The sequence below is a fragment of the Arsenophonus apicola genome (assembly GCF_020268605.1).
Taxonomy (GTDB): Bacteria; Pseudomonadota; Gammaproteobacteria; order Enterobacterales; family Enterobacteriaceae; genus Arsenophonus; species Arsenophonus apicola.
Map to the genome: position 1 here is coordinate 1,471,087 of NZ_CP084222.1, position 25,870 is coordinate 1,496,956.

Here is a 25,870-nt window from a genome sequence, read left to right on the forward strand (position 1 = left end):
GCAGACTTGGTTACAAAAAAATCAAAAAATAGCCTTTGAAACTTCATATTCAAAAAACGTATTCAAATTGTAATGGCAGGGTAAACTAACTGCTGAAGATTGATAAAGTGCCTGCTATTTTTTATCAGTAATATATCGATCTCTGGCTTGTTTTTTAAAATTGTCTAACTTCTTTATCAGGATTTCACTTTACTAATTCACGCTGTTTATCACAACCAAATATTCGGCAACATAATTTTTTTATCACTTAACCTAGGTTCTACTCTTTATACCTTTTTTATCCATATATTTTAAACCTGCTGGGGCTTAATATAAGTTGCCGTTAGGTAACAGTGACCAACTAATACAGTCAACGAGCTGGTTTTGTTATTAAAAAAGACAATTGTCTGTGTGATAAAGCTATCTATTGTTTTGTTGGATGAGTTAATATTCATCTAAAGATAAAATGGCTAATCCAAAGCTCCACTCTAAACACGTGGAGCTTTATTTTTTTACTCTTTAGGACTCCAAGTGCCAGTTACAGGATCACATACAACTCCGCTACTAGCATTGGTTGGGCAGCAATTACCATTAGGTTTATCTAATGGACATTCAATTTTTGTATTTATTGCAGAAACATTTGGTGGTTTTCTTTGTCCTTCAACTTTATCACTTGCGTAGGATAAACAATTGGCTGTCAGAATAAATAGAATAAAAAGTGTTTCGAAAAATTTGTTCATTATATTTCCTCATTATAATTTTTGATAAAGATAACTATAATCTTTTATAAAATTAGTATGATGTTTTAATTATGCAAAATTTTTTATTAGAGATATTTCATTAAGGTTGTCATAGAAAATAAAAATGAAATTATTTGGTAGCGAGCCAATAAAAAGCGAAAGTATGGCATCGACATGATACGTAAAGAATAAAATATAAAACAATATTAAGGTTTATCTATCGTTGTGAATAATTTTTCATCTCTTTTCTATATATTCTATTTGGTAACGTCATTATTTTATAATTAATTACTTTTATTATGTCATTTCTGGATTAATAAAATTCATCAAATTTAATAATCTTTCTCTCCGTTACTTGATTAAAACAGCGCTATTCTGGCAAAAATCGCAAAATACAAAGTAAAACGCGGATATTAGTTTACAAAGCAAAATAAATATTAGTTGCATCGCGAAATAACAGAATTTTATTTGAGCATCACATTAATCCTTTAACAAACTAAAGAGCAAAACATGAATAACCAATTTACCAGTCAGTCTGGCAATTTTGTCAGTGCCATGCAAACGGGTGTTGATCCGCGCACCGGACAGTTTCAAGTCAATTTCCCCCTCGCCCAGTTTACGGCCAATCGGTTACTGGGTCCTGAGTTATCTTTGTCATTAAGTTATTCGGCACTGGCGAGCGATAACTGGGGATTTGGTCAAGGGTTTTCCTTAGGCTTAACCCAATATGATAATCGCAGCCAGCTGTTGTCGCTAAGTAGTGGGGAAAAATATCGCATAGCGGCGGGCAGTGATGTTGTTCGTCATCAAAAACTAAAAAATGTTCGCTTTGTGTTTACCAATGGCCATGATGATAGTCAAGGTTATCAGGTGATTTGGAAGGAAGGCAAAATAGAGTACCTAACCTTAGTGGGACGTGGCTTCTTTGTTGTTAGCCAGATAGTTTCGCCCTTAGGTCATGCAGTAACGTTGAAGTGGGATTTTAATGGTCAGGTGCCTTTATTAAGGCGTATTCAGGATGCGTATGGTGAGTTATGCACGATAGATTATCGCGATAACGGTGCGAGTGTGACGGTTTGGCCACAGACGACGGCGCGTTATCAACTGGATTTTGTGCTCACCAATAGTCGCTGGTTAGATAATGTGATGCGCCGCAGTCAGAGCGGGCCGGCTTTAAGCTGGCAGATGTATTATAGTCAGGCGGGCCAGCGGCAAGAATATCGCCTATTGTCGGCGGTGGATTATCCGACTGGGATGCGCGATGAGGTAACTTACCATGGTACCGAAGGATTACGTTTTCCCACCGCATCGGGCAGGACGGACTACTTACCGGTAGTATTACGCCATCGTCACCTACCGGGCGGTGGTCAAGCGGTGAGTGAGACGGAATATCGTTACAGTACGCAAAACTTCCTGGGTTTTAATGGTAACTTTGGTGACTGGGCGGCAGACAGTGACTATTTATATAACACGTTAACCAATTATACCTATGATTCAATTGCCACGACTCGCCATGAAGAGCAAGTGGTGACGGTGAAGCGCACCTACAATAATTATCATTTACAAATTGAAGAAGAAGTGTGGCGTGATGGGCTCATCCAACGCAGTGAGAGTGAGTATTATGCGCAACCGGGGGTGTTTATTGAGGGTCAGCCGGCACAGTTTTTATTGCCGCGCAAAACGACGCAATATTATATTGATAACAGCGGTGCGACTCGTCAGGAAATCACCCTGACTGAATTTGATGAGTATGGTAACCCAACCCGACAGGAGGGGCCAGATGGTACGGTGACTGAGACGATTTATTATCCGGCTGAGGGAGAAGGCAGTGCGTGCCCGGCAGAGCCAAATGGTTTTGTGCGATTTATCAAACAAAAAGTGATCACGCCGCGGCCGAGTGATTATCCTGATACACCCGCGATGAAAACGCAGTATACCTATAAAGTATTGGGTAATAATCGTGGTGTTGTGCAGGCCAGTGAAGCGCAATATGGTGACCAGCAGTTGTTGGTGATGCGCGAAACGGACTACCAAACCAGTGGGAGTGAGCTGGGACGGATCACATTGATAACGGAAACGCGCTATCAGGACGGTACTCCTTATTGCAGTCAGCAGCGTTTTAGCAGCCAGGTCTCCGGTGAGCAGTTGGTGCAGACGGTATTTTCTACCGGTCATGATGGATTAACCAGTAACATGACCCGGGTACAGCAAGTGGATAATGGTCAACTATTGCAGGAAACGGATATCCAGGGAATTACCATCGCTTACCATTATGATGATTTGGGGCGCATTCTGCTGAAGACGCATGCCGCCGGCACCGGTTATGCAAGCCACACTCGTTGGAGCTATAGTCTGGAGGCCAGCGGGCCGGTGACTATCGAAACGGATGCTAAAGGTGTACAAGTAAAAAGCTGTTTTGATGGCCGGGCCCGCCAGATAGGCCAGTATCGTTATGAATCGGGCCAGTGGTATGAGATAACCCGCCAACGTTATAACGCGTTAGGCGAGCAACAACATGGTAGCGGCCAGGACTGGTTATTGAGTATGTCGGGTCAATTAACGCAGGGTTCGGGTTTAAAAATCGCCTGTGAGATGGAGTATGATGGCTGGGGTTTGCAACGGACATTGCGTTTTTCCGATGGTTATCAGCAGCATCAGGAGAATAATCCCGTACAACTAAGTCAAACGGTCTATGGTAGCGGCGGTGGGTTAAGCAGCGGTAAACACTGGTCACAGCAGGATAGGCGAAGCCAGTTACTGCAACAGGAGGTCTGGTATGATAGTCGTGGCAACGCGCAGGGCAGTAAACAGTATCGCTGGGATGGATTGGGGCGGTTACGCCATGAGACCGATGAACTGGGTCAGGTCACGCAGCGCAGTTATGATATTCATGGGCGGGTATTAACGCAAACCCTGGCCGATGGCACGATATTAAGCCGCACCTATGCGCCGCATTTAACTGGAGAGCAAATAACCAGTATTAGTGTGAGTGGGTTAGATGGCCAAGGCCAACAGCGCAGTTGGCAATTGGGGGAACAGCAGTTTGATAGCCTGGGTCGAATAATACGTCGGCAAAGCGGCGGGCGGGTAACCCAATATCAGTATGACGGGGTGTCGCCGTTACCCAGTCGGATTATCAGACCATCAGGTGAGGTGGTGAGTTTTGATTATCTGCCGGCTTTAGGTAATGTGGTCAGAAAACTCACCACGACCAATATCGAGCAAACCTTTCGTTATGACAACCAGACCGGCGAGATGCTGTCGGCCGAGGTGAACGGTCAAACAATTAGTTACCAGCGGCGGGCGGATGGAGAAGTGATAGCGGAGACATTCCAGCAAGCCGGTCAGGCGCGCACGGCCAACTATCAACGCAGCTTATTAAGTTTACTGACTGGGATGATGGATATTAGCGGGCAACAAACGCGCTATCAGTATGATGAACTTGGTCGTCTGATAAAGATAGCCGATAGCACGCTGGAAACGGAGTTAGCGTACGATGGATTAAAGCGGTTGGTACAACAAACCACCCGTAGTGCCGGTGGTGATAATCAGGTCACGACCCGGTTAAGTTATGATGATTTGGGGCGCGAGATAAGCCGGCAGATAGAGACGACCTCCGGTGACGTGCTGACGATAAGCCAAAGCTGGCTAGCCAACGGATTACTGGCCTCACGACAGGTGAGCCAAAACCAACAAGTATTACAGCAGGCGCAGTATCGTTATGATAACCGTAATCGACTGATTGATTATCAATTAAGTGGCAATGAATTACCGCAAGATGGCTATGGTCAAAGGATGAAGGGGCAAACTTACCAGTATGATGCACTAAATAACCTGCAAAAAGTCACCACCACCTTAGCGGATGGGAGTGGTAATGAGAGCCACTATTTTTATACTAACTCCCAGGACCCGACCCAGTTAACCGCTTTGACCCATAGCCACCCGGCTTATCCGCCGCAAATCACCCTTGAGTATGATAACGAAGGTCGATTGACAAAAGATGAGGCTGGCCGGCGGTTACGCTATAACGCTTTAGGGCAGTTGGTGCAAATCGGCGGTCAGCAAGGCAACAGTCACTATAATTATGATGCACTTAATCGGTTAATCAGCCAACAGCTCGATGATGAGCCGACGCGCGCTTTATATTATCAGGGGCAGGAGCTAGTGAATGAAGTGACGGGCGGGCAGGCGCGGCGCTTTATTAAGGCAGGTCATCAATGCTTAGGGGTGAGTGATGACAGCGGGGTAACACTAACGGCGACCGATAGTCACGCCAGTGTATTGTGGTCACAAGGGGGTCACCATCCGGCGGGTAAAAGGCACAACTGGTCAGCCTATGGTAGCGGTGAGTCAAGTGACGGGTTATTGGGCTTTAATGGTGAACGGCCAGACCCGTACAGTGGCGTTTATCATTTAGGTAATGGTTATCGCGCGTACAGTCCGGTGTTAATGCGCTTTACCTGCCCGGATGAGTTAAGTCCCTTTGGCGCCGGAGGCATCAATGCTTATGCTTATTGCGCGGGCGATCCGATCAATCACACCGACCCATCAGGACATCTTAGCTGGCAGAGTATTGTGGGGATCATCGGCGGGATTATTGGTTTTGGCTTGACGGTTATTACTGGCGGAATGGCGATAGCGGCAGCTGGCGGGGTGATGGCTGCGATAAGCGCCGCTTCGACGACCACACTACTGGTTGGTGCAGCTGGCGTGGTATCCGATATTACCGCGATTGCCAGTGGAGCAATGGAGGACAGTCACCCAGAAGCCTCCTCAACTTTGGGTTGGATCTCTTTTGCTGCGGGATTGATTGGTGCCGCTATTGGTATTGAGTTATTTGCCAGATCTTTGTGGCGCTCTATTGGTTAAATAAAGCTGCTACAGCAATGAAATCTGGTATGCAATATACCAAGATTAGAGAGATGAGAATTGACTCGCCCAGGGTTCTTGGATCTCACGCATTTAATGGTTTTAACCCAAATCCACATATTCCGTCTCAAGGCGTTCATCTTTCTTATGTGGCAATTGATACTGATAATTTTGTCCGTAGATTAAATATTGTATCCCATGGTACACCGGGACGTGTATTTCTAGATGGAGTCAATGGCTTAAATGCTGAGGGGCTCTATCATGCATTGTTTGAGCACGGTATTATGGATTATAACTTTACTGAAATTAGAATGCTGGTTTGTCATAGTGCTGATATGACGAATGAGGGTATCAGTGTGGCTGAGCGCCTTTCACAGCTAACACAGAGGCCGGTACAAGGATATTATGGTACGATGACAATGTATGAAACCATGAATATTGCCGGTGCTAGTATCCCAGCACACTACATGGTTAATGACGCTTTTATGCAAGGGGGGGCGTTTGGTGCGACAGCTTGGATGCATCATAATCGTTCTTTTATATCAATCGGGGAATATCCTTTTCCACGAATACCTAATCATTCTGAAACGTTTTATCCATTTTATTAGGGAGTAAGAGAGTTTTTGTACTACTGGTGGCTGAATGATTTTGTTCATTGCAACGCAGATACTGCAAAATAGTCTAGAAGAGAGTATGTCGAACCAGTGTCAAATATTAAGATTACTATTGATGAACTGGGTAGAGATATTGGAAATCAAATAGGGCGTTAATAAATAATAAGGAGCATTACATCTCTTTTTCAGTTAGCGGATTTTAATTTGAAAATATGGTTGAGCATTAACAGTTAAATTAATACCATAATCCAGTAGAGTTTTGATAAAGATTAGTATGGCATCATTTATTAAATTGATGCTATTTAATTTCATCCTTGTTATCATCTTATTAAGCTGCTTCATATCATTTTGATTTATTTAAACTAATATTTGGCTTAATTCTTTAAATCCTGGATATTCTTAAAAGCAATAATAAAAGAAACACCAATTTATAGGGTTCCTGGTATTCGAAGGAGATTTATATTAACAGATAAAAAAATGCTATTCAAAACACCTAATTTCCTGTATTGATCTTCATAACTTATTTAACTTACACCTCATTTTAATGATTATCCACTTGTTATTTCATGCTTTTGTATTTAAAAAAGGTCTTACAAGGTTACAAAGATTATTTTTGTCAATTATAAATGGAGATCTTAACATCTTGTTATTGCTTAGCTGTTACAATATTAATATAGAATATAGCTATTTAAATGAAATAACTGTCAGTTTTTCAATCAGTGGTAAATTTCGGATCAATTTCTGTGTTAATTTCTTTTATCATTCAGTTGTATTAATACCAAAATATTCAGTTTGCTAGAATAAATAATTTTTTAGTTAACTAAAAGGTAAAATTTCTCTAGAGGGTTGATAATTTAATTCTAAATAGCAATTTAATTATTTAAACAATATATGTAAAGGTTTAAGTTTTATTCTTGTTATCATAATAAAATTATTTTATTTTGGTATTTAAAGTAAATGTTTTATAAATTAAATAATTAATTATTATCATGATAATAATTAATTTTATCTTAGTAATCAATATAATTATTGACTTATTATAGTTGTTTTTTACGTTATTTTAAACTCTTTTACTTATTATAGTTAATTGATGTTTAATGGAGTTGTTTTTATTTATAAAAAAATAAAATAATTTTTTAATAATTACTTTTGTTTTGGAATTTTTTTTTAAACAAATTAACTATTAATAACAACATGATTTTAATTTTTTTTGATAATATTCCAACTGATATTTATCCAATATCAATTACGTTTAGATATTCTTTCAAATATATGAGGTAACAGATGAATAATATTAATATAGATGTAATATGGGGTAATTTCTATCGTTTGGATAGCCTTGATTTATCTTTTGTAGGGAATGCAACAGCTGAAAAAGCAATTATTTTTTGTAATGATACCAATCAAATTGCTATTTCAGTAAAAGTTAAAATTGTTGATAAAAATAATCAGCCATTAATTATTCCTTCTGATGAATTACTTAAACACTTACATTTAGTTTATTTTAGAAATGGGGAACCATTAAATAGGGAGAATAACAGTTCTAATTCTAGCGATCCGTGGGTGTATTCAGAAAAGAGCAAGGGTTATACTAATGTACCCTCCTTTGATATAGCTTTTAGCAACAGCAAAGTTGTAAATGATACAGCAAAACTGGAGGTTATCTTTTATCTCTCGTCTAAAAAAGAGAGTAGTATCGATATCGCAGCCGGAATCTATATTCCAGAAGTAGGTTATTTTAATACCAGTCAAAATGGTACAAATACAAAAAATGGACCAGGTGGAAGAGAAGGCTCACCGTATATCGTTCCGAAAAAAAGACATATTGAGGCGCTTGAAGAAATTGTTTATGACAAAAGTAACACTGAGCTAGTTGCCAGTCCTTTAGTCTTCAAAAATAATTTTAATTGGGCATCACGTTTTTGGGCACGAATTTTTAAATCGCATAATGATGGAAAAGTAGAATTTCGTAGTGTCCAGTTAAAACCAAAAGCAGCCAGCAAAATTACTGGGTTTGATAGCTGGCATTTTTCTAGTGGGGGGAAATTAACCAATAGTAGTGTAAACAGAGGTCCGATTGAATGGGATTATGATAATGAAGTGACGGAAGATGCCTTTTCTTGCATTAGAGATGGTTCTCAAAAGGCATGTGCTATTATTCATAAGAGCGCGGCAGGGGCGGGAAATAATGATAATCATGTCAATATGTGGTTTTTTTCCTCAGTTGACAGTGAAGCTTCTCGTAAACACACACCTATTTCAGTAAATGGCCAATATTTTGTAGTTGATAGCAATTATACCTATCGAGCAGCGGTTTACACCTCTGATAGCCAATATGGTGATGAAAAGATCCCTGAACTATATCTGTATAAATTTGTGCTGCCAACATGTGGTGGTAGTTGGCAAACACAGTGGGTAAATGCTGTTGATACACCAACAATTAGTGTTACTGATAAATATGGTAATACAGGAAAAATTAAGTTTGGCTTTAATGACGGTGAGCATTTTGATCTGCCTGGCATTATATAATGCTGAATTTGTATTAATTATAGAGGCTAATTAATTATTTAACTAGCATAAGCTTATCTGATAGTTATGAGTAATTTATTTTAATTTTATATTTTTAAAAGGGTTTATATCCCTATTTAACAAATTATTACTTTAGAATAACTAGATATTTTACCGCAATTATCAGGTTGTTTTTGTCACATTCAGTAATAGTAAGTGCTAGTTCTATTGCAAGAGTGATTTTCGGCTAGTGTTTAATATATAGCTAGTTAAATATACTTTTTGTCGCTAGGTTGATTTATAAATTATTAATATTGACACCACTAAACATACAAATTCGTTATTGTTATTATTTTTACTGCAAAAAATGTTATTAGTACATACTAGAATTTATATAAATAATTTATTTTATTTGTTTAACAAAAGTATAATTATCGACCATAAAGAAAAATTTTACCTGCGCTTAATTCGTTAAAAAATAAACAATTAATATTTATTGTTTAGCGAAAGCCATAATTTTTCCAATTAGTTAACACCTTATTTTTTATACTCTTTGGATATGAATGTTGGAAACAGGCGGTCGTGGCATGCATTTTGCCATCGTACTGTTCCGCTAGCAGGCAATTAATAATTGCTTTACCGCCACAGCCTAGTATTTTATCTCCATGATTAAGATAAGGTACCATAGGAAATTCTTTAATGGCAGGGAAAATAAAATGATCTCTGGCTGGATGTGAACGGGTCGCCAGCGCCCAGACAACCTGATTGATATCACTAAAATCAATATCATTGCTAACTAATATAAGCTTGGGAATTAAGTAGCCGGCATGAGAGTTGAAAACCACTTGCGCAATCTGTGCTGCAAAATCGCTAGCATGGGTTTTCAGTGCGGCAAGTTTTACTATATCAATAGCAATCACCGCCCAACATGTTGCTGCTTCATAAGAACACCAGACAAAATCAACGGGTAACTTTGCCTGCTGCATAATTTCCAGCAACTAAGCAGAGATCATTGTTCCCCAAATCGTATGATTTTCATCTTTACTCTATTGAAAGGAACGATTTTCTATTGATCTACGGGTTTTAAATAGTATGGTTATAAATTAACAATCTGTAGCAATTTAATTTTATATTATAAATAAAATTTATAAAGTCATTAAGAACGCAAGAAAAATATATATTGTTAGTAGATTTATTATATTGCTGTATTAAAGAAATAAGAATAATGGCGATGATAATTATTATCGCTAATATCAAGATATTGGCTTTTACTTTCTCTAGTCTATTCTTATTAATAATAAGCCATTATTTATAAACTATGTTAGGTATGCATAATAAATATTTCCATTAGCTAAATCTATTGAATTTTTTTTTTGCAGTGATTTTTTTATTGTCATTTCAATAGCCTGTTTAATTGTGGGATTAGCTTGTATTAGTATTGTACCATTCTTATATAAATAGATGCTTACTCCCTGCGGTAACTGATAACAAAAGCAATATCCTTTTGTTATTAGTTCTATTTTACCTAAACCACATTTAGCTAAAAAATTACTAAAAGTATCAAAACAATATGGATATTTTAACATTATTTTTACCTCCTTGTGATATTTCTAACGTTATTTAATTTATAAAATATAAAAATTGTGATCTTTAATCAACATAATGATAATGGAAATATTAATTTCATGGATTCAATAAATAATATTAATCACTCGCGACCTAGATCTAATAAATAAAGTGATAATTAGCAAGGAAGCTTGATCAGTTATTTATTGCAACACTCTACCATTATTGTTATTAATTTGCTCAGGAGCTACTATATTTGGCTTTTTGTAATATATCGACATTAACCGATGGTGAGAATTTCAATATACAGAGTAAATGATTTGCTATATTTATTGGATTTAATAAAAATAAAAAATTATAAACGGTGATACAAAATTAGCATTTATCACCGTCAACACATATATTATTAATAACACAATACTATTTAATTAAGTGGTAAATACTAAGCAATGGTTATTTTTTTATTTAAGTAAACATCTTGCACTGCATTTATAAGGGCAATACCTTCTTTCATCGATTTTTTAAACGCTTTTCTGCCAAGAATTAATCCCATACCACCGGCTCGTTTATTGATAACTGCGGTACGAACTGACTCTTTTAGGTCATTTGAACCAGCAGCCCCGCCGGAATTAATTAACCCAGCTCGACCCATATAGCAATTTGCTAATTGATATCTCACCAAATCGATCGGATGATCGGTTGTCAAATAGCTATATACCCGTTCATCGGTATAACCAAAGCCAATAGCCTTAAAGCCACCATTATTTTCTGCCATTTTTTGTTTAATAATGTCAGCACCAATTGTTGCTGCTAAATGGTTTGCTTGGCCAGTAAGATCGGCACTAGTATGATAATCATTTTTCCCTTTTTGAAAGGCTGAATTGCGTAAATATGCCCATAGCACCGTCACCATACCCAGTTCGTGGGCGCGTTCAAAGGCAGCGGAAATTTCTTCAATCTGGCGTCGAGACTCCAGTGACCCATAGTAAATGGTGGCGCCAACCGCAACTGCACCCATGGCAAAAGCTTGCTCAACACTGGCATAAAGCGTTTGATCATATTGAGTTGGATAACTGAGTGTTTCATTGTGATTCAGTTTTACTAAAAAAGAAATTTTGTGCGCATAACGACGTGAAACTGCCGCTAAAACACCATAGGTAGAGGCGACGCAATTACATCCAGCTTCTATAGCCAGTTCAACAATATTTTTAGGATCAAAATAGAGTGGATTAGCGGCGAAAGAGGCCGCCGCTGAATGTTCGACGCCTTGATCTACTGGTAGAATTGAAAGGTAGCCACTACCCGCCAGTCTGCCGTGATCAAACAGGGTTTGCATTGAGCGTAAGACTGAGTTTGGGCGGTTATTATCTATCATGACGCGATCAATAAAATCGTTGCCGGGGAGGTATAATTTTTCTTGGGCGATGGTTTGGCAGCGATGTTGTAATAGACTGTCAGCTTCAGAGCCTAGCAATGTCTCGATATCGGTCATGATTTACTCCCGTTTATTGACGATGTGATTGATTGTTATCCATTATAGTTTGAAAAACAAGCTATATTGCTTTAGTTAAGAGAGGTGGATCGCTTCAGTTTAATGTTAGTTTTCAAGTTGCTGGTTAATGTGGTGTGCACTATTTTATTAACGATTTACTGTTATTTTGCTTAACAATATTGGCTGGCAAAAGAGTAGAAATTTATCGGCTACAAAAAGAAAAAGCTAACTCAAGGGAGATTGAGTTAGCAAAGAAGGTGGTTCCTAGTCTTACTATTAATTTCTAGTTCTACATTTTTCGCTAACTATCTTATGATAATAAATATTATGTTGCTGTGATCTAATACATAAAAATGGCATTTTTTCCTTAAATTATGCATTAATATTATCGTTATTTAAGATCGCGTAAATTGATAACAAAGGGTTATAACTAAAGCAAACTTGTTACTGTTTACTTTAGTATTTGCAGTTATTTTACCGTTTGCAGTTGTTGCTTGCCGTGGGGGTCTCTGGTTGTTGTTCCAGCCAAATTGCGAATTAATAGCGCAAAATGCAGGTCAACGTCCGCAGGAATGGGGAGGTAAACTTTATAGCCATTGCCTGGTGCCACTTGAATAGGTAGATTTTTTTTATCAAATAAGTCAGTTAAGGTAAATTGGATATTACCTGCCGGTGTCATTAGCTCTAAATTATCACCCAGACTAAATTTATTTTTTACGTCCACTTCTGCCAGCCCATCTTTACGTTGGCCAGTGAATTCACCAACAAATTGTTGGCTATCAGAAACAGAATAACCATATTCATAGGTTTGGTATGCATCATGAGTATGTCGACGTAAAAAGCCCTCGGTATAACCTCGGTGAGCTAAGCCTTCTAATGTGGTTAATAATGTAGGATCAAAAGGGTTACCAGCAACGGCATCGTCAATAGCCCGACGATAAACTTGAGCAGTTCGAGCACAATAGTAGAAGGATTTGGTGCGTCCTTCAATTTTTAATGAGTGAACACCAATCTGAGTTAAACGTTCTACATGTTCAATTGCCCGTAGATCTTTTGAATTCATAATATAGGTGCCATGCTCATCTTCAAAAGCGGTCATATATTCACCGGGACGTTTCGTTTCTTCAATTAAAAAAACTTTGTCGGTGGGTTGCCCACTACCTAAAGTGGGCTGAATATTTTTTATCTTGATAGGTTCGTGATGATGAACAATATTACCGATTGCGTCTTCTTTTCCTTCCTGTACTTTATATTGCCAACGGCAAGCATTGGTACAGGTTCCTTGATTGGGATCGCGCTTATTGATATAACCCGATAGTAAACAACGACCCGAATAGGCCATACAAAGTGCGCCGTGAACAAAAATTTCTAATTCAATCTCAGGTACTTGTTGGCGAATCTCCGCAATTTCTTCAATAGAGAGTTCACGAGACAAAATAATGCGACTTAATCCCATTTGTTGCCAAAATTTTACTGTTGCCCAGTTAACGGCGTTTGCTTGGACAGAAAGATGGATTTCCATGGCTGGAAATGTTTCTCTCACTAGCATGATTAGACCAGGATCGGACATAATCAAAGCATCCGGTTGCATTTCAATAACCGGAGTAAGATCACGAATAAAGGTTTTTAATTTAGCATTATGCGGCGCAATATTAACCACCACATAAAAACGTTTTCCCATTTCATGGGCTTCTTTAATACCTTTAGCTAAATTCTCATGATTGAATTCGTTGTTACGAACACGGAGGCTATAGCGAGGCTGTCCAGCATAAACAGCGTCAGCGCCATAGGCAAAAGCATAACGCATGTTCTTTAGGGAACCTGCGGGAGAAAGTAATTCTGGCGTAAACATGATGAGTTCTCAATCTGATAACAAGTCAGTACTTATTCTTAAGCGGATAAGTTTTAAGTTGTTAATTCTAACGTCTTATGAGATGAAAGCCAAATTAACCGGCAGCTGGATTGGCAAAATTTAATTAAACTGGTTCCCAACGATAACCTAAACCGTATACTGAACGAATAAATTGCCGTTGTTTATCTAATAGTTGCAACTTGCGGCGCAAGTTTTTTATATGGCTATCAATGGTGCGATCAGTAACGATACGATAATCATCATAGAGGTTATTCAGCAGTTTATCACGGGAAAAAACTTTACCTGGATGCTGGGATAAAAATTTTAATAAGCGAAATTCAGCCGGAGTTAATTCAACGGTTTGATGTTGATAATGGATCTGATAAGCGCTGTCATCCATAATCAGCTTCAGATCGCTATTTTGGGCGTTAGTTTGTCGATAGCAACGACGTAAAATGGTTTTAATTCTAGCTATCACTTCACGGGGGCTAAAGGGTTTACAGATATAGTCATCAGCCCCAATCTCTAAGCTAACTAAGCGATCGTGCTCTTCTGTTTTGGCTGTCACTATAATAATAGGAATGTCTGAAAATTGACGTAATTGACGGCAAATTGATAGGCCATCCGTTCCTGGCAACATTAGATCAAGTAGAATTAGATCAGGTAAAAAATTTTTTACTTGCTTAATAACACTATTACCATCGAGTAGCCAATCACTCTGAAAACCTGCGGCTTGCAGATAATCAACTAACAGTTGGCCTAACTTTGGTTCATCTTCAACAACTAAAATACGGTAGCAGACATTTTCGCAACTCATACACTTTGGCTTTTATGGTTATCATCTAACGGTAATTCTAAGCTAATTTTTACCCCACCTAAAGAGGAGGCTGAAGCGATAATTTTGCCGCCATGGGCTTCGATAATATTGTAGCAAATTGCTAAGCCAAGCCCTGAACCGCCACTGGCGCGATTACGAGAGTTTTCAACCCGGTAAAAGCGTTCAAAGATATAGGGATATTGATCGTCTAATAAGCCGGGTGCACTATCTTGCCAAATGAGATAAAAGCTATGTTCAGCAACATAACCTTGAATAACCAGTGAGCCTGGTGAGTGAGTATAACGCAAGCTATTTTCCAGTAAATTATGCCATAGTTGAGCTAAACGATCAGGATCTGCATTTAACGTTATTTTACTAGGCAGTGTAATATTTAACGTTATTTGTTTATCAGCAAATCGGCTACGATAGCTACTGATAGCTAACTCAATTTGCTGGACTAAATTGATATTTTTTTTTCGATAAACCAGTGAACCGCGATCAGACAAGGATAACTGATGTAAGTCATTGACAAGTTTAATTAATGTATTTGTTTCAGCCAATAAAGAGTGTAATGTTGTAACGGAAAGCGGCCGCACACCATCCTGAATGGCTTCGAGCTCACCCCGTAATATAGCTAATGGGGTGCGTAATTCATGAGAGATATCTGCCATATAATCACGCCGCATATGTTCATTTTTTTCTAATGTTGAGGCTAACTGATTGAAATATTTAGCCAATTGGCCTAGTTCATCGCGGCTCGAGATCTGCACACGAACGGCAAAATTACCAGTAGTAAGTTGGTGAGTCCCCTCAAGAATATGTTTAATTGGTTTGAGAAAATTTCTGGCCAGTAAAAAAGTGGTGATCAGCGCCAGTAGCAATGAGAACATGGTGACCAGAGAACTGGTGATATGTTGTTGACGATCAAAATTAATATCCGCTTCACGACTGATTTTATCAGCTGCATTACTCATCACCCAACCCACGATCTGGTTATGATACTTGACTGGCTTTTGAATAATATCTTCACTAACAATCGGTAATTTTCCACGACCTGAAAGTCTGTCCATATTATGATCAACAATCCAAACTTGCGTACGCCAGCTTTTTGCTGAAGATTGCGTCGGCAGAAAGTTTTCTTGTTCCAGGGTATTAATGATCCTGGTTACTGCGCGGCCATTATGTTGCAAAAAAGACCAATTACCGGTTTGCTGATATTGTTCCGTCAGGGCTTGAGCAATTAGGCTGGTACGTAATTCATTGGTTTGTTTTATGTAGCCAATAAAACCTTGCTCAAAAGTTAATCTAATTCCCCAATGCATAGTAAAAACGATCAACAGACAGAGGGCGAAGATAGCAAAAAAAAGCTTACTGGTAACACCGCTAAAGTGTATTTTCATGCAAGCCTCGCCAACTGGCGTTTTTGTTGTAGATAGCCTTGAAGCTTATCGAAAGCGAGATAAACCACTGGAGTGGTATAGAGTGTTAATATTTGACTAACAATTAAGCCGCCAACAATGGTTATACCTAGTGGTTGGCGTAATTCTGCCCCATCACCATTACCTAGTGCTAGCGGTAGCATGCCAAAAATCGCCGCGATGGTTGTCATTAATATGGGTCGAAACCTTAATAAGCTGGCTTTAAATATGGCATCGTGTGCGCTTAGTTGACCCTGCCTTTGCGCCTGGATGGCAAAATCCACCATAATAATGGCATTTTTCTTAACAATACCAATTAATAACATAATACCAATCAGTGCAATTAAACTGAAAGGGGTATTAAACAGCTCTAATGCTAACAAAGCACCTAAACCAGCAGAAGGTAACGTGGAAATAATGGTTAATGGATGGATATAGCTTTCATAGAGAATACCAAGGACAAGATAGACTGCACCGATGGCGGCAATAATCAGAAATAATTGGGTTTTTAAGGTTTCTTGAAATATTTTTGCAGTACCCGAGAAGGTACTACGCACTGTTGATGGCACACTTAATTGGATCATGGTTAATTCAATGGCCTCAATGGCATCATCAAGAGTATAACCTTCACTAAGGTTAAAAGAAATCGTTGATGAGGCAGATAACCCTTGATGATTAACACTTAACGGGGCATTAGCGGGTTGCCATTTGGCAAAAAAGGAGAGCGGAATTGCTTTGCCATATTTATTAATTACAAACATTTTTGCTAATGAACTGGCATCTTGGGTATATTCAGGTGCCACTTCCATTACAACTTTATATTGATTCATAGGTTGATAAATCGTTGATATTTGTCGCTGGCCAAAGGCATCGTTAAGTAAATTATTCGCTTCTTTAACATTAATGCCTAATTGTGCCATTTTGTCACGATCATAAGTTATCGCCATTTCAGAGCCTTTGTCCTCTTTGTCAGAATTAACATCGGCCAGTTGTGGCAGCTCAGCCAGGGCTTTACGAACTTGTGGTTCCCACTGACGTAATTGATTAAGATCATCAGCAAGTAGGCTAAATTGATAACTGGCAGTAGCCTGACGCCCACCCGCGCGAATATCCTGCACTGGTATAAGAAATAAATTAGCGCCTGGTTCATTTGCTAGTTGAGTTCTCAATCGCTGAATAACTTGGTTAGCGGTTTCTTTACGCAGGTTAAGGGGTTTTAAAGAGATAAACATAAAACCGCTATTAATTCGGCTGCCACCTGTAAAACCGGTTACATTGTCTATGCTTGGATCTCCTGCCAATTGGGTCATAAATTGTGTCATTTTGTTTTTCATGGCTTGAAAAGAGATACTCTGATCGGCCCGAACATAACCTAGCAATCGGCCGGTATCCTGTTCGGGGAAGAAGGTTTTTGGGATACTGATATAGAGATAAATGTTTAAAGCCATGGTCGCGAATAAAACTAATAACACATTACGTTGATGGGCTAAAACCCAATTTAATGTGACGCCGTAACTTTGTTGTATTTTTAATAATAGCCGACCTACGCCACTTATCTTATGGGTACTGTGTTTTTTGGTTTTTTTTAATAGATAAGCACACATCATGGGGGTAAGAGTAAGGGAAACAAATAATGAGATCAAAATGGCTGTGGCTAGGGTAATGGCAAATTCATGGAAAAATCGGCCAACTAATCCCCCCATAAAGAATAGTGGGATAAAAACGGCAATTAAGGAAATACTCATCGACAAGACGGTAAAACCAACCTCACTGACACCGATAATAGCCGCTTTATGTGGCGCTAAACCATTTTCTATGTGGCGCATAATATTCTCAATCACCACAATTGCATCGTCGACAACAAAACCGGTCGCGACGGTTAGTGCCATCAGCGATAAGTTATTCAGGCTAAAACCACATAAATACATAGCTGAAAAACTACCAATTAGCGAAACGGGTACCACAATAGCGGGAATAATAGTTGCTCGACCAGAGCGTAAGAATAAGAAAACCACTAAGATCACTAAACCAATTGCAATCGCTAATGCTCGCTCAACTTCCGTCAGCGAAGCTCGAATTGTCGGCGTTCTATCTTGGGCGATGGTTAAATTGATACTTGCAGGTAGCATTTTTCTAAGTTCAGGCAGCTCGGCACGAATACGATCGACGGTAGCAATGATATTGGCGCCCGCTTCTCGGCGAATGACTAAAATAATGGCTGGTTTGCCGGCAGCCATACCGGCGGTACGAATGTCTTGTACCGAGTCTTTGATATTAGCAACATCCTGTAGTCTAACTACAGAGTTATTATGGGAATGAATAATAATCGGTCGATAATCGGCAGCGGTTTTTAATTCATCATTGGTTTTTATTTGCCAGCGTGATTGTTCATCATGAAGGTAACCTTGTGGACGACGAACATTGGCATTATTAACCGCTTCTCTGACTGCATCAAGGGCGATCCCTTGATTAAATAGGGCCGAGGGATTGAGTTCAATACGTACTGCTGGTAACGAACCACCGCTAACAGAAACCTCACTGACACCGGCTATTTGGGCAAGACGTTGTGCCAGGCGCGTCGAAGCCATGTCATATATTTCACCGATGGGGTAGCTATTAGAGGTTAAGGTTAGGATCATAATCGGCGCATCGGCTGGATTAGTTTTGTAGTAACGTGGCCGTGATGGCATACCGCTAGGTAGCATACTTTGCGCCGCATTTAATGCCGCTTGTACTTCCCTGGCAGCACTATTGATGTCTTTATCAAGATCAAATTCCAGCGTAATGTTAGTACTACCGAGCGAACTGTTGGAAGTCATCTCGTTAATACCAGCAATTTGACCTAAAGCACGCTCTAAAGGGGTCGCGACCGAAGAAGCCATAGTTTCCGGTGATGCCCCTGGCAGTGAGGCGGTGACTTTAATAACGGGAAAATCCACTTGTGGTAATGGTGCGATCGGTAACAACATAAATGTTAAAACACCGCAAAGGGTAATTGCCACGCTCAGTAGGGTTGATGCTACCGGACGTTCGATAAATAATGCGAACAATTTCACAGCGATGGCTCCTCTCCTTTTGATACCTGTTGATGTTGACGGCCAGATTTCCAATAATTAGCTAGCCTGTCAAAAAGTAGATAGATCACGGGTGTGGTAAAAAGGGTTAAGATTTGACTCAAAATTAAGCCACCAACCATGCCGGTTCCTAGCGGCCGGCGTAACTCAGCGCCGACGCCGGTACTTAACATTAAAGGTAGCGCGCCTAGCAGAGCGGCCATAGTAGTCATCAAAATAGGTCTAAAGCGTAATAAACAAGCTTGATAGATGGCTTCCTGGGGCGATAAACCTTGTTCGCGCTCTGCAGCTAAGGCAAAGTCGATCATCATAATAGCGTTTTTCTTGACGATCCCAATCAGTAATATGATGCCGATCACGGCAATAATATCCAGTTCATAGCCTGCCATCATCAAGGCTAATAGCGCGCCCACCCCTGCGGTGGGCAAGGTAGAAAGAATGGTGATTGGGTGGATAAAACTTTCATATAAGATACCTAGCACAATATACATGGCAATAATAGCGGCTAATATTAACCATAAAGTGTTAGCTAGTGCTCTTTCAAATGCTAAGGTTGCTCCTTGGAACTGAGTAACAATCTCATGGGGTAATTTAATTTGATCTTCGATCTGTTTGATTGCCTTAACCGCCCCTTCCAACGAGCTACCTTTGGCAACATTGAAGGAAAAAGTGGCCGAGGGAAATTGGGCTAAGTGATTAATTGATAAAGGCCCATAATGTTGTGCAACTTTAGCTAAAGTATTAAGTGGCACCATGGTATTTTGGTTGCTTCGCAAACGAATATTATTCAATGCCGCCAGACCAACTCCTCCTTCAACGCCATGCTCAAGAATAACTCGGTACTGATTGGCTTGGGTATAAATGGTCGAGATCATTCGTTGGCCAAAAGCATTATATAATGCGTTATCAATGGCCGACATACTAATGCCTAAACGGCTGGCCGTATCGCGGTCAACCGTTACATTGGCAATTAACCCTCTATCTTGCCAATCGCTACTTACATCAGTAAGTTGCTGATCGGCATTTAATGCGTTGAGAAGCTTGGGTACCCATATTGACAGTTGTTCTAAAGATGTTGCTTGTAGAGTAAATTGATATTGGGTACGGGAAATTTGCGTATTAATGGTTAAATCTTGCATTGGCTGTAAAAATAACTTAAGACCGGGAATATTGTTAACCGCATGTTGTAGCCGAGGGATAATAACGTCAATTCGCTCATGACGTTGATTTAATGGCTTAAGGGTAATTTGCAATCGCGCATTATTGAGGGCCGAATTGCTACCATCGACACCGACAAAAGTAATGACATTTTCTACTGCTGGATCGGCTAATATTCGTTCAGCCACTTGTTGCTGCTTATCAGCCATGGCGGCATAGGAGCTTGATGGTGGTGCTTCTATTACACCTTGCAGTAATCCATTGTCTTGTAAGGGAAAAAAACCTTTTGAAATAATAAAATAGAGTAATGCGGTCAGTAATAATGTGCCGACCGCGATAGCTAATATTATCCATTCATGATTGAGAATGCGTTTAAGCCAGGCGCCATAAATCGCAATCATTTTATCAAACACTATCTCACAGCCTTGCTCGAAACGATTGTATTTGGTTTTTACCTCAGCTTTAAGTAAACGGGCACACATCATTGGTGTCAGAGTGAGGGAGACTACAGCTGAAATTAAAATTGCTACGGCCAGCGTAATGGCAAATTCACGAAATAAGCGACCGACAATATCACTCATAAAAAACAGTGGGATCAGCACAGCAATTAATGAAAATGTTAATGAAATAATGGTAAAACCAATCTCACCAGCGCCTTTCAGCGCTGCCGTTAACGGTTTATCCCCTTTTTCCAAGTAGCGGGAGATGTTTTCAATCACCACAATCGCATCATCTACCACAAATCCTGTTGCTACCGTTAAGGCCATCAGGGTGAGATTATTAATCGAAAAACCACAAAAATACATGACGGCAAAAGTACCCACCAGGGATAGAGGAACGGCGATGCTCGGAATTAAGGTTGCGACACCATTGCGTAAAAAGAGATAAATCACCATGACAACTAATGCGATCGCGAGTATTAATTCAAATTGCACATCTTTAACTGAAGCGCGAATAGTCGTTGTTCGATCGGTCAGGATATTAACTTTAACTGCTTTTGGTAAATTTTTAACTAACTCAGGTAGAATTTTTCGAATATTATCGGTGGTTTTAATGACATTCGCCCCAGGCTGGCGCTGTACATTAATCACAATAGCTGGTTTTTTATTTGCCCAAGCGCCTAATTGCGTATTTTCCGCTGCTTGTGAAATCGTAGCAATATCACCTAGCCGGATCGCGGCACCTTGCTTATAGGCAATAATGAGTGAGCGATAATCGGCTAATGATTTCATTTGATCATTAGCCGAAAGCGTAATTGATCGAGCGGGGCCATCAAGGCTGCCTTTGGCTGAATTAACATTGGCATTGTTAATAGCGAGCCGAATAGTTTCATTATCCAGTTGCTGAGAAGCAACGGCTTGGGGGTTTAGTTTAATACGGACTGCCGGACGTTGACCGCCCGCCAGGGTGACTAATCCAACCCCATCGACTTGAGAAATTTTTTGCGCTACCCGTGTTTCAACCATATCTTGCAGCTGGGTCATAGGCAGGGCATTGGTGGTCACGGCTAAGGTTAAAATGGGCGGATCGGCCGGGTTAACTTTGCTATAAACGGGAGGATAGGGCAGATCTTTCGGTAATAGATTACTGGCTGCATTAATAGCTGCTTGTACTTCTTGTTCAGCAATATCTAATGGCAGTGACAATTGAAAAGTTAACGTAATTACTGAAGAACCGCCAGCACTTTGGGAAAACATCTGCTTTAAACCAGCCATTTGTCCCAACTGACGTTCTAATGGTGCGGTGATAGCGGAAGTCATCACATCAGGGCTGGCACCCGGATAGAGGGTGACGACTTGAATAGTCGGATAATCAACTTGTGGCAAGGCTGAGACCGGTAAAAAACGGTAACCAATAATACCAGCCAATAAAATGGCAACCATAAATAACGTGGTTGCTACCGGGCGTAAAATAAATAACCGTGAGGGACCCCCACTTTTTTCCGGAGTCTCAAACTGCATTAAGATTTCTCCGTCGTATTAGCATAGGAAGTTAATTGATCGTTTGGGGTAACCACCTGAACTTTTACCCCATCAACCAGCCTATCGACACCATCGGTAACAACACCAACACCAGCGTCCAACCCTGTGCTAATAATAGTCTTTTGACCATCCTGTAAACCCACTGTTACTTTCTGTTTACTGACAACATTATTTTTATCTATTGTCCAGACAAAGTGACCAATACTGCCCATTTGTAAGGCGGCGGTTGGGATCACCACCACATTTTTTAGCGTATTAACTTGAATATGGATATTGATAAATTGGTTAGGAAAAAGCCTATTATCTTGGTTGGGGAAGCGCGCTTTCATTTTTAATGTGCCAGTGGTGCTATCAATCTGGTTATCGGTACTTAACAGATAACCGGCTGCAATTTGGGCGCTATTATTGCGATCCCAGGCGATCACTGGAATTTTAGTGTTTTGCTGTTGAGCGATTTTGATCAGCGAAATATCGGCTTCAGGTAGTGCAAAAAGAGCATCAATCGGGGTTGTTTGAGTGATGATAACGATAGGTGAAGTTGAACTGCCGGCGATGAAATTACCAATATCGACCTGTTTTAAACCTACACGACCGGCAATGGGTGCCGTAATTCGGCTATAGGTCAGTTGCAGTTTAGCATTACTGATTGCTGCTTGATCAATTTTAACACTGCCTTCTGCTTGTTGAACCAAGGTTTGCTGTTTATCTAACTCTTGTTGTGAAATAACCTTACTGGCGGCTAGTTTTTGATAACGCGCTAAATCTTGTCTGGCATTACGTAATTGTGCCTGATCTTTCGTTAATTGTCCCTCTGCTTGTGCCAGCGAGATTTGAAATGGCCGCGGATCGATTTCAGCTAATAGATCGCCGGCTTTAACCGTTTGTCCTTCGGTAAAATGGAGTGCCATTAATTGTCCCTGCACACGGCTGGTTACCGTTACGGTATTGGCAGCTTGTACGGTACCTAATGCAGTCAGAATGTGGGGAATACTTTGTCGCACTGATAATGCCGCTTGCACCGGCGGTAATGGTATTTTACGTGATTTAGTTGAGCTTTGGTTTGGTGCTTGCGTTGTTGATAAGGAACCTGACGTTGTGGTTTGTGGATAAAAATAATGCCAGGTAAACATCCCAATAAAGGATAAAAAAACAATGGCAATAGCAGATATGACAATTTTTCGGCGGCGATTATTTTTGTTCATCATGTCCTTAGCGTTCTTATTGTGCTGGCAATAGTAAATATTTTTTTAATTGCTTAAATAAATTATTTTCATTCTATAGTTTAGCGAGTATTTGCTATAAAAAAATGAAGGAAATATGGAAATTATATCAGTCAGTCAGTGATAAGCATAAATTAGCTAAAGGGTATAGGTTAAAGATAGTGATTAATAACAAATATGTTTATTACTGCCATTTAGATAAGTATGTAATAACAAAAAAGAATTGCTAGGGGTAATTAAATAGTGGTTTTTTATATCATATTATTTTATCAATAACTAACATACTATCTCGCTTTCATTATGAACTAATCAAGGAATGTGTATGCGTGTGACAACCACTAACCGTGCCGATGTTATCGTTAATTCAGCTCACAGTGCTTCAGATTCATCTTCCCGTTTCCAACGTTTAAGCCAGACAATCTTGACTATTTACAATAATCATAAAGAGGTGGTACATCGAAATAATTGTCAGCGCATAAAGAAATTAATTAACAAGGACTGCCATTTTGTTAGCCAATTTTTAATTAAGATCCGCCTCAGTGGCAATAATTTATCAGGTATTGATCTGCAAGATGCCAATTTGGCATCTTTACCCTTGAGCAGAGTCAATTTATCTCACGCTGAACTGCAACATGCTGATTTAAATCATAGTAAATTGAAAAATGCGTTATTGATAGCTGCTAATTTGACAAAAACTAATTTGTCTCAAGCAAATTTACGTGGTGCGGATTTACATGATGCCGATTTGAGTGATGCAGATTTAGGTGGTGCCAATTTACGTGGTGCAAATTTACATGGTGCTAATTTACGTGGCGTGAATTTAACTGATGTCGATTTATTTGGCGTAGATTTAAGGGCGGCAGATTTAGCTGGTGCGAATTTGACTAATGTAAAGTTAATTGGTGCGAAGTTAGCAGGTGCAAGTTTTCGTGGGGCTACTTTCGCTAAAGTGAATTTATTAGGCGTAGATTTACGGAAAGTGGATTTAAGAGAGGTGGATTTTAGAAAAACAAATATCTATATCACGACGTTACGTGGGATAAATTTAAGTGGAGCAAATTTAAGTGGCAAAAATTTAAGTGGGTTGGATTTACGTGGCGCTGATTTAAGTGGCGCGGATTTAAGTAGTGCAGATTTGTCTGGGGCTAATCTAAGTGAGGCTAAATTAGCGGGTGCAAACTTATGCGATATAAAACTACCTAGCTGGAACCAGGATAATCTGGATCGCTATCTTAATCACATAAACAATAGGACCAGTCTGCTTAAAACCATCGCCAGCATTGATCTTAAGTATCGTGACGAGAAAATAGCGCTGGTGCATCAGCTTATTAATTCATTAGACCAACGTTGCCCAGATATCTCACTGTCATCGGTGGTAGAGCCATTGTTAAATATTTTGGCTAATGCGCCTTATAATCAGGATCCGAAAATTATTAACTGGCTTAATGACAATATTTTGCCCCTTTATTTGGCCAAATATGATACCAGCATGATGCCGATACCGACTGATCCCCTGTTGCCAACCTTGTTGAGTTGTATTAGCAAGCAAAAGGAACTAATGTTTAGCCATAATGGGGCCTTTATTCAATTGATTTCACAAGCAATGGCGGGTAATAGTTGCTTCAGGCATCAGACTAAAACGCTGTACAATTATTATCTACAGGATAACCGTATTATCCCTTATACTGAAGGTAATTTTGGTGATTATGCTGGTCAGGCTGATTGGTCTACTAGAGATGCCGATAATCTTATCCTACTTTCTGTACAGTCAAATAGTGACTATGCCATGATAATGTCACAAAATCAGTTACAGCAAATGCTGGATATGCAAACGGAAAAAGCGGATATCAACTGGCATGGCTTTTATCTCTATCAGGGGCAGGAGAATATTGGCCCGGCGGATTATCAGTTAGATAATCTTTTTCAGTATCATTTTAAATTATTTATGCCAAACTATCGTTTTCATCAATCGCAAGCCAGCTTTAAAAAATTATTGGCTAGCTTGGCATTAGGTGATTTACAGTCGATCTTTCAAACAGCGATAACACAACCTTTTTGTCAAATAAAGTTAATCGATTTTGCTAGTCAGGCAAAATTGGCAGTAATATTTAACCATAAGTTTAAGCAATATACAGAAAATGGCGTGACAGGTTATCGTTTAACCGATAATTATAGGCAACAATTGCTGCAAGCTTATGATTTGTCTAACGCAGATAGATCAACGCAGGCGGAAACCTTATTAAGCCTGGCCGCCGTTTTTAGCAAATATTCTTCCAGCGCAATATTCAGTACTGAAACCGAGTCACCTAATGCATTAAGGTATTTTGCTTTTGCTCTAATGGAGCAGGCATATCAATTGGCACCTGAAATATTTTCATCTGAAGAACAGTATCAAGATTGGAGCAATAGATTGCTAGGCAACGATAATGCATTTAGTTGTACAGCAGTGTTATTCACTATTATGGTTAACCATATAAAACAACATTTTTCTACCACACTGGCTAGTATTATGCCGCCGGCCTGGAGTTAGTTGCGCTGATTATATCACCTTAAATTTAATCGATGAGTCGTCTCTGATTAT

General features: G+C 39.5%; 14 protein-coding genes. 4 read left to right on the forward strand and 10 right to left on the reverse strand.

Translation table 11 applies throughout. The annotated features are described in order from the left end of the window. Nucleotides 1-491: 491 nt before the first annotated feature. Entirely contained in the window at nucleotides 492-719 is a 228-nt protein-coding gene (locus tag LDL57_RS07030; RefSeq protein ID WP_180560042.1) for a hypothetical protein, read from the reverse strand. A gap of 510 nt (nucleotides 720-1,229) precedes the next feature. Here LDL57_RS07030 and LDL57_RS07035 point away from each other — a divergent pair. From LDL57_RS07035 to LDL57_RS07045, 3 genes are all read left to right on the forward strand, one after another. Next, complete coding sequence (locus LDL57_RS07035; protein WP_180560041.1) at nucleotides 1,230-5,588, forward strand: RHS repeat-associated core domain-containing protein; 4,359 nt, start codon at nucleotides 1,230-1,232, stop codon at nucleotides 5,586-5,588. Nucleotides 5,589-5,605: 17 nt separating this feature from the next. After that, a complete protein-coding gene (locus tag LDL57_RS07040) occupies nucleotides 5,606-6,196 on the forward strand; it encodes a DUF4347 domain-containing protein (protein ID WP_225507380.1) in 591 nt (196 codons plus the stop codon). A gap of 1,290 nt (nucleotides 6,197-7,486) precedes the next feature. Continuing rightward, a complete protein-coding gene (locus LDL57_RS07045) occupies nucleotides 7,487-8,731 on the forward strand; it encodes a hypothetical protein (RefSeq protein WP_225507382.1) in 1,245 nt (414 codons plus the stop codon). 479 nt (nucleotides 8,732-9,210) lie between these two features. Here LDL57_RS07045 and LDL57_RS07050 read toward each other — a convergent pair whose 3' ends face one another. The 9 genes from LDL57_RS07050 to LDL57_RS07090 form a co-directional block, all read right to left on the reverse strand. Next, nucleotides 9,211-9,696: a UbiD family decarboxylase domain-containing protein gene (locus LDL57_RS07050; RefSeq protein ID WP_310740171.1), complete on the reverse strand. Its 486-nt coding sequence runs from the start codon at nucleotides 9,694-9,696 to the stop codon at nucleotides 9,211-9,213. Nucleotides 9,697-10,026: 330 nt separating this feature from the next. Next, nucleotides 10,027-10,296 (reverse strand): hypothetical protein, encoded by a 270-nt coding sequence (locus LDL57_RS07055; protein WP_180560037.1) that lies wholly within the window; start codon nucleotides 10,294-10,296, stop codon nucleotides 10,027-10,029. Between the two features lie 422 nt (nucleotides 10,297-10,718). Continuing rightward, a complete protein-coding gene (fbaB, locus tag LDL57_RS07060; protein ID WP_180560036.1) occupies nucleotides 10,719-11,768 on the reverse strand; it encodes a class I fructose-bisphosphate aldolase in 1,050 nt (349 codons plus the stop codon). A 469-nt stretch (nucleotides 11,769-12,237) separates the two neighbouring features. Beyond that, a complete protein-coding gene (trhP, locus tag LDL57_RS07065) occupies nucleotides 12,238-13,620 on the reverse strand; it encodes a prephenate-dependent tRNA uridine(34) hydroxylase TrhP (protein ID WP_180560035.1) in 1,383 nt (460 codons plus the stop codon). Nucleotides 13,621-13,744: 124 nt separating this feature from the next. Then, a complete protein-coding gene (gene baeR, locus LDL57_RS07070; protein ID WP_180560034.1) occupies nucleotides 13,745-14,437 on the reverse strand; it encodes an envelope stress response regulator BaeR in 693 nt (230 codons plus the stop codon). Continuing rightward, nucleotides 14,434-15,837: an envelope stress sensor histidine kinase BaeS gene (gene baeS, locus LDL57_RS07075; RefSeq protein WP_180560033.1), complete on the reverse strand. Its 1,404-nt coding sequence runs from the start codon at nucleotides 15,835-15,837 to the stop codon at nucleotides 14,434-14,436. Before baeS ends, baeR begins: the two co-directional genes overlap by 4 nt. Continuing rightward, on the reverse strand, nucleotides 15,834-18,911 hold the full coding sequence (gene mdtC / locus LDL57_RS07080; RefSeq protein WP_180560032.1) for a multidrug efflux RND transporter permease subunit MdtC: 3,078 nt from the start codon (nucleotides 18,909-18,911) through the stop codon (nucleotides 15,834-15,836). Before mdtC ends, baeS begins: the two co-directional genes overlap by 4 nt. Further along, nucleotides 18,908-22,048, reverse strand: a complete 3,141-nt coding sequence (locus LDL57_RS07085; protein ID WP_180560031.1) for an MdtB/MuxB family multidrug efflux RND transporter permease subunit — start codon at nucleotides 22,046-22,048, stop codon at nucleotides 18,908-18,910. Before LDL57_RS07085 ends, mdtC begins: the two co-directional genes overlap by 4 nt. Continuing rightward, nucleotides 22,048-23,271, reverse strand: coding sequence for an MdtA/MuxA family multidrug efflux RND transporter periplasmic adaptor subunit (locus LDL57_RS07090; protein ID WP_180560087.1), 1,224 nt, complete (start codon nucleotides 23,269-23,271; stop codon nucleotides 22,048-22,050). Before LDL57_RS07090 ends, LDL57_RS07085 begins: the two co-directional genes overlap by 1 nt. 340 nt (nucleotides 23,272-23,611) lie before the next feature. Between LDL57_RS07090 and LDL57_RS07095 the strand changes: the two genes are divergently transcribed. Next, nucleotides 23,612-25,819 (forward strand): pentapeptide repeat-containing protein, encoded by a 2,208-nt coding sequence (locus LDL57_RS07095; protein ID WP_180560030.1) that lies wholly within the window; start codon nucleotides 23,612-23,614, stop codon nucleotides 25,817-25,819. Nucleotides 25,820-25,870 lie beyond the last annotated feature (51 nt).

Bases quoted from the DNA above. Each gene is read 5' to 3' on its own strand.
- LDL57_RS07045 (WP_225507382.1), top strand. From the start codon at position 7,487: ATGAATAATATTAATATAGATGTAATATGGGGTAATTTCTATCGTTTG.
- trhP (WP_180560035.1), bottom strand. From the start codon at position 13,620: ATGTTTACGCCAGAATTACTTTCTCCCGCAGGTTCCCTAAAGAACATG.
- LDL57_RS07055 (WP_180560037.1), bottom strand. From the start codon at position 10,296: ATGTTAAAATATCCATATTGTTTTGATACTTTTAGTAATTTTTTAGCT.
- LDL57_RS07085 (WP_180560031.1), bottom strand. From the start codon at position 22,048: ATGCAGTTTGAGACTCCGGAAAAAAGTGGGGGTCCCTCACGGTTATTT.
- LDL57_RS07095 (WP_180560030.1), top strand. From the start codon at position 23,612: ATGCGTGTGACAACCACTAACCGTGCCGATGTTATCGTTAATTCAGCT.
- baeR (WP_180560034.1), bottom strand. From the start codon at position 14,437: ATGAGTTGCGAAAATGTCTGCTACCGTATTTTAGTTGTTGAAGATGAA.
- LDL57_RS07035 (WP_180560041.1), top strand. From the start codon at position 1,230: ATGAATAACCAATTTACCAGTCAGTCTGGCAATTTTGTCAGTGCCATG.
- LDL57_RS07030 (WP_180560042.1), bottom strand. From the start codon at position 719: ATGAACAAATTTTTCGAAACACTTTTTATTCTATTTATTCTGACAGCC.
- LDL57_RS07040 (WP_225507380.1), top strand. From the start codon at position 5,606: ATGAAATCTGGTATGCAATATACCAAGATTAGAGAGATGAGAATTGAC.
- LDL57_RS07050 (WP_310740171.1), bottom strand. From the start codon at position 9,696: ATGCAGCAGGCAAAGTTACCCGTTGATTTTGTCTGGTGTTCTTATGAA.
- LDL57_RS07090 (WP_180560087.1), bottom strand. From the start codon at position 23,271: ATGAACAAAAATAATCGCCGCCGAAAAATTGTCATATCTGCTATTGCC.
- baeS (WP_180560033.1), bottom strand. From the start codon at position 15,837: ATGAAAATACACTTTAGCGGTGTTACCAGTAAGCTTTTTTTTGCTATC.
- fbaB (WP_180560036.1), bottom strand. From the start codon at position 11,768: ATGACCGATATCGAGACATTGCTAGGCTCTGAAGCTGACAGTCTATTA.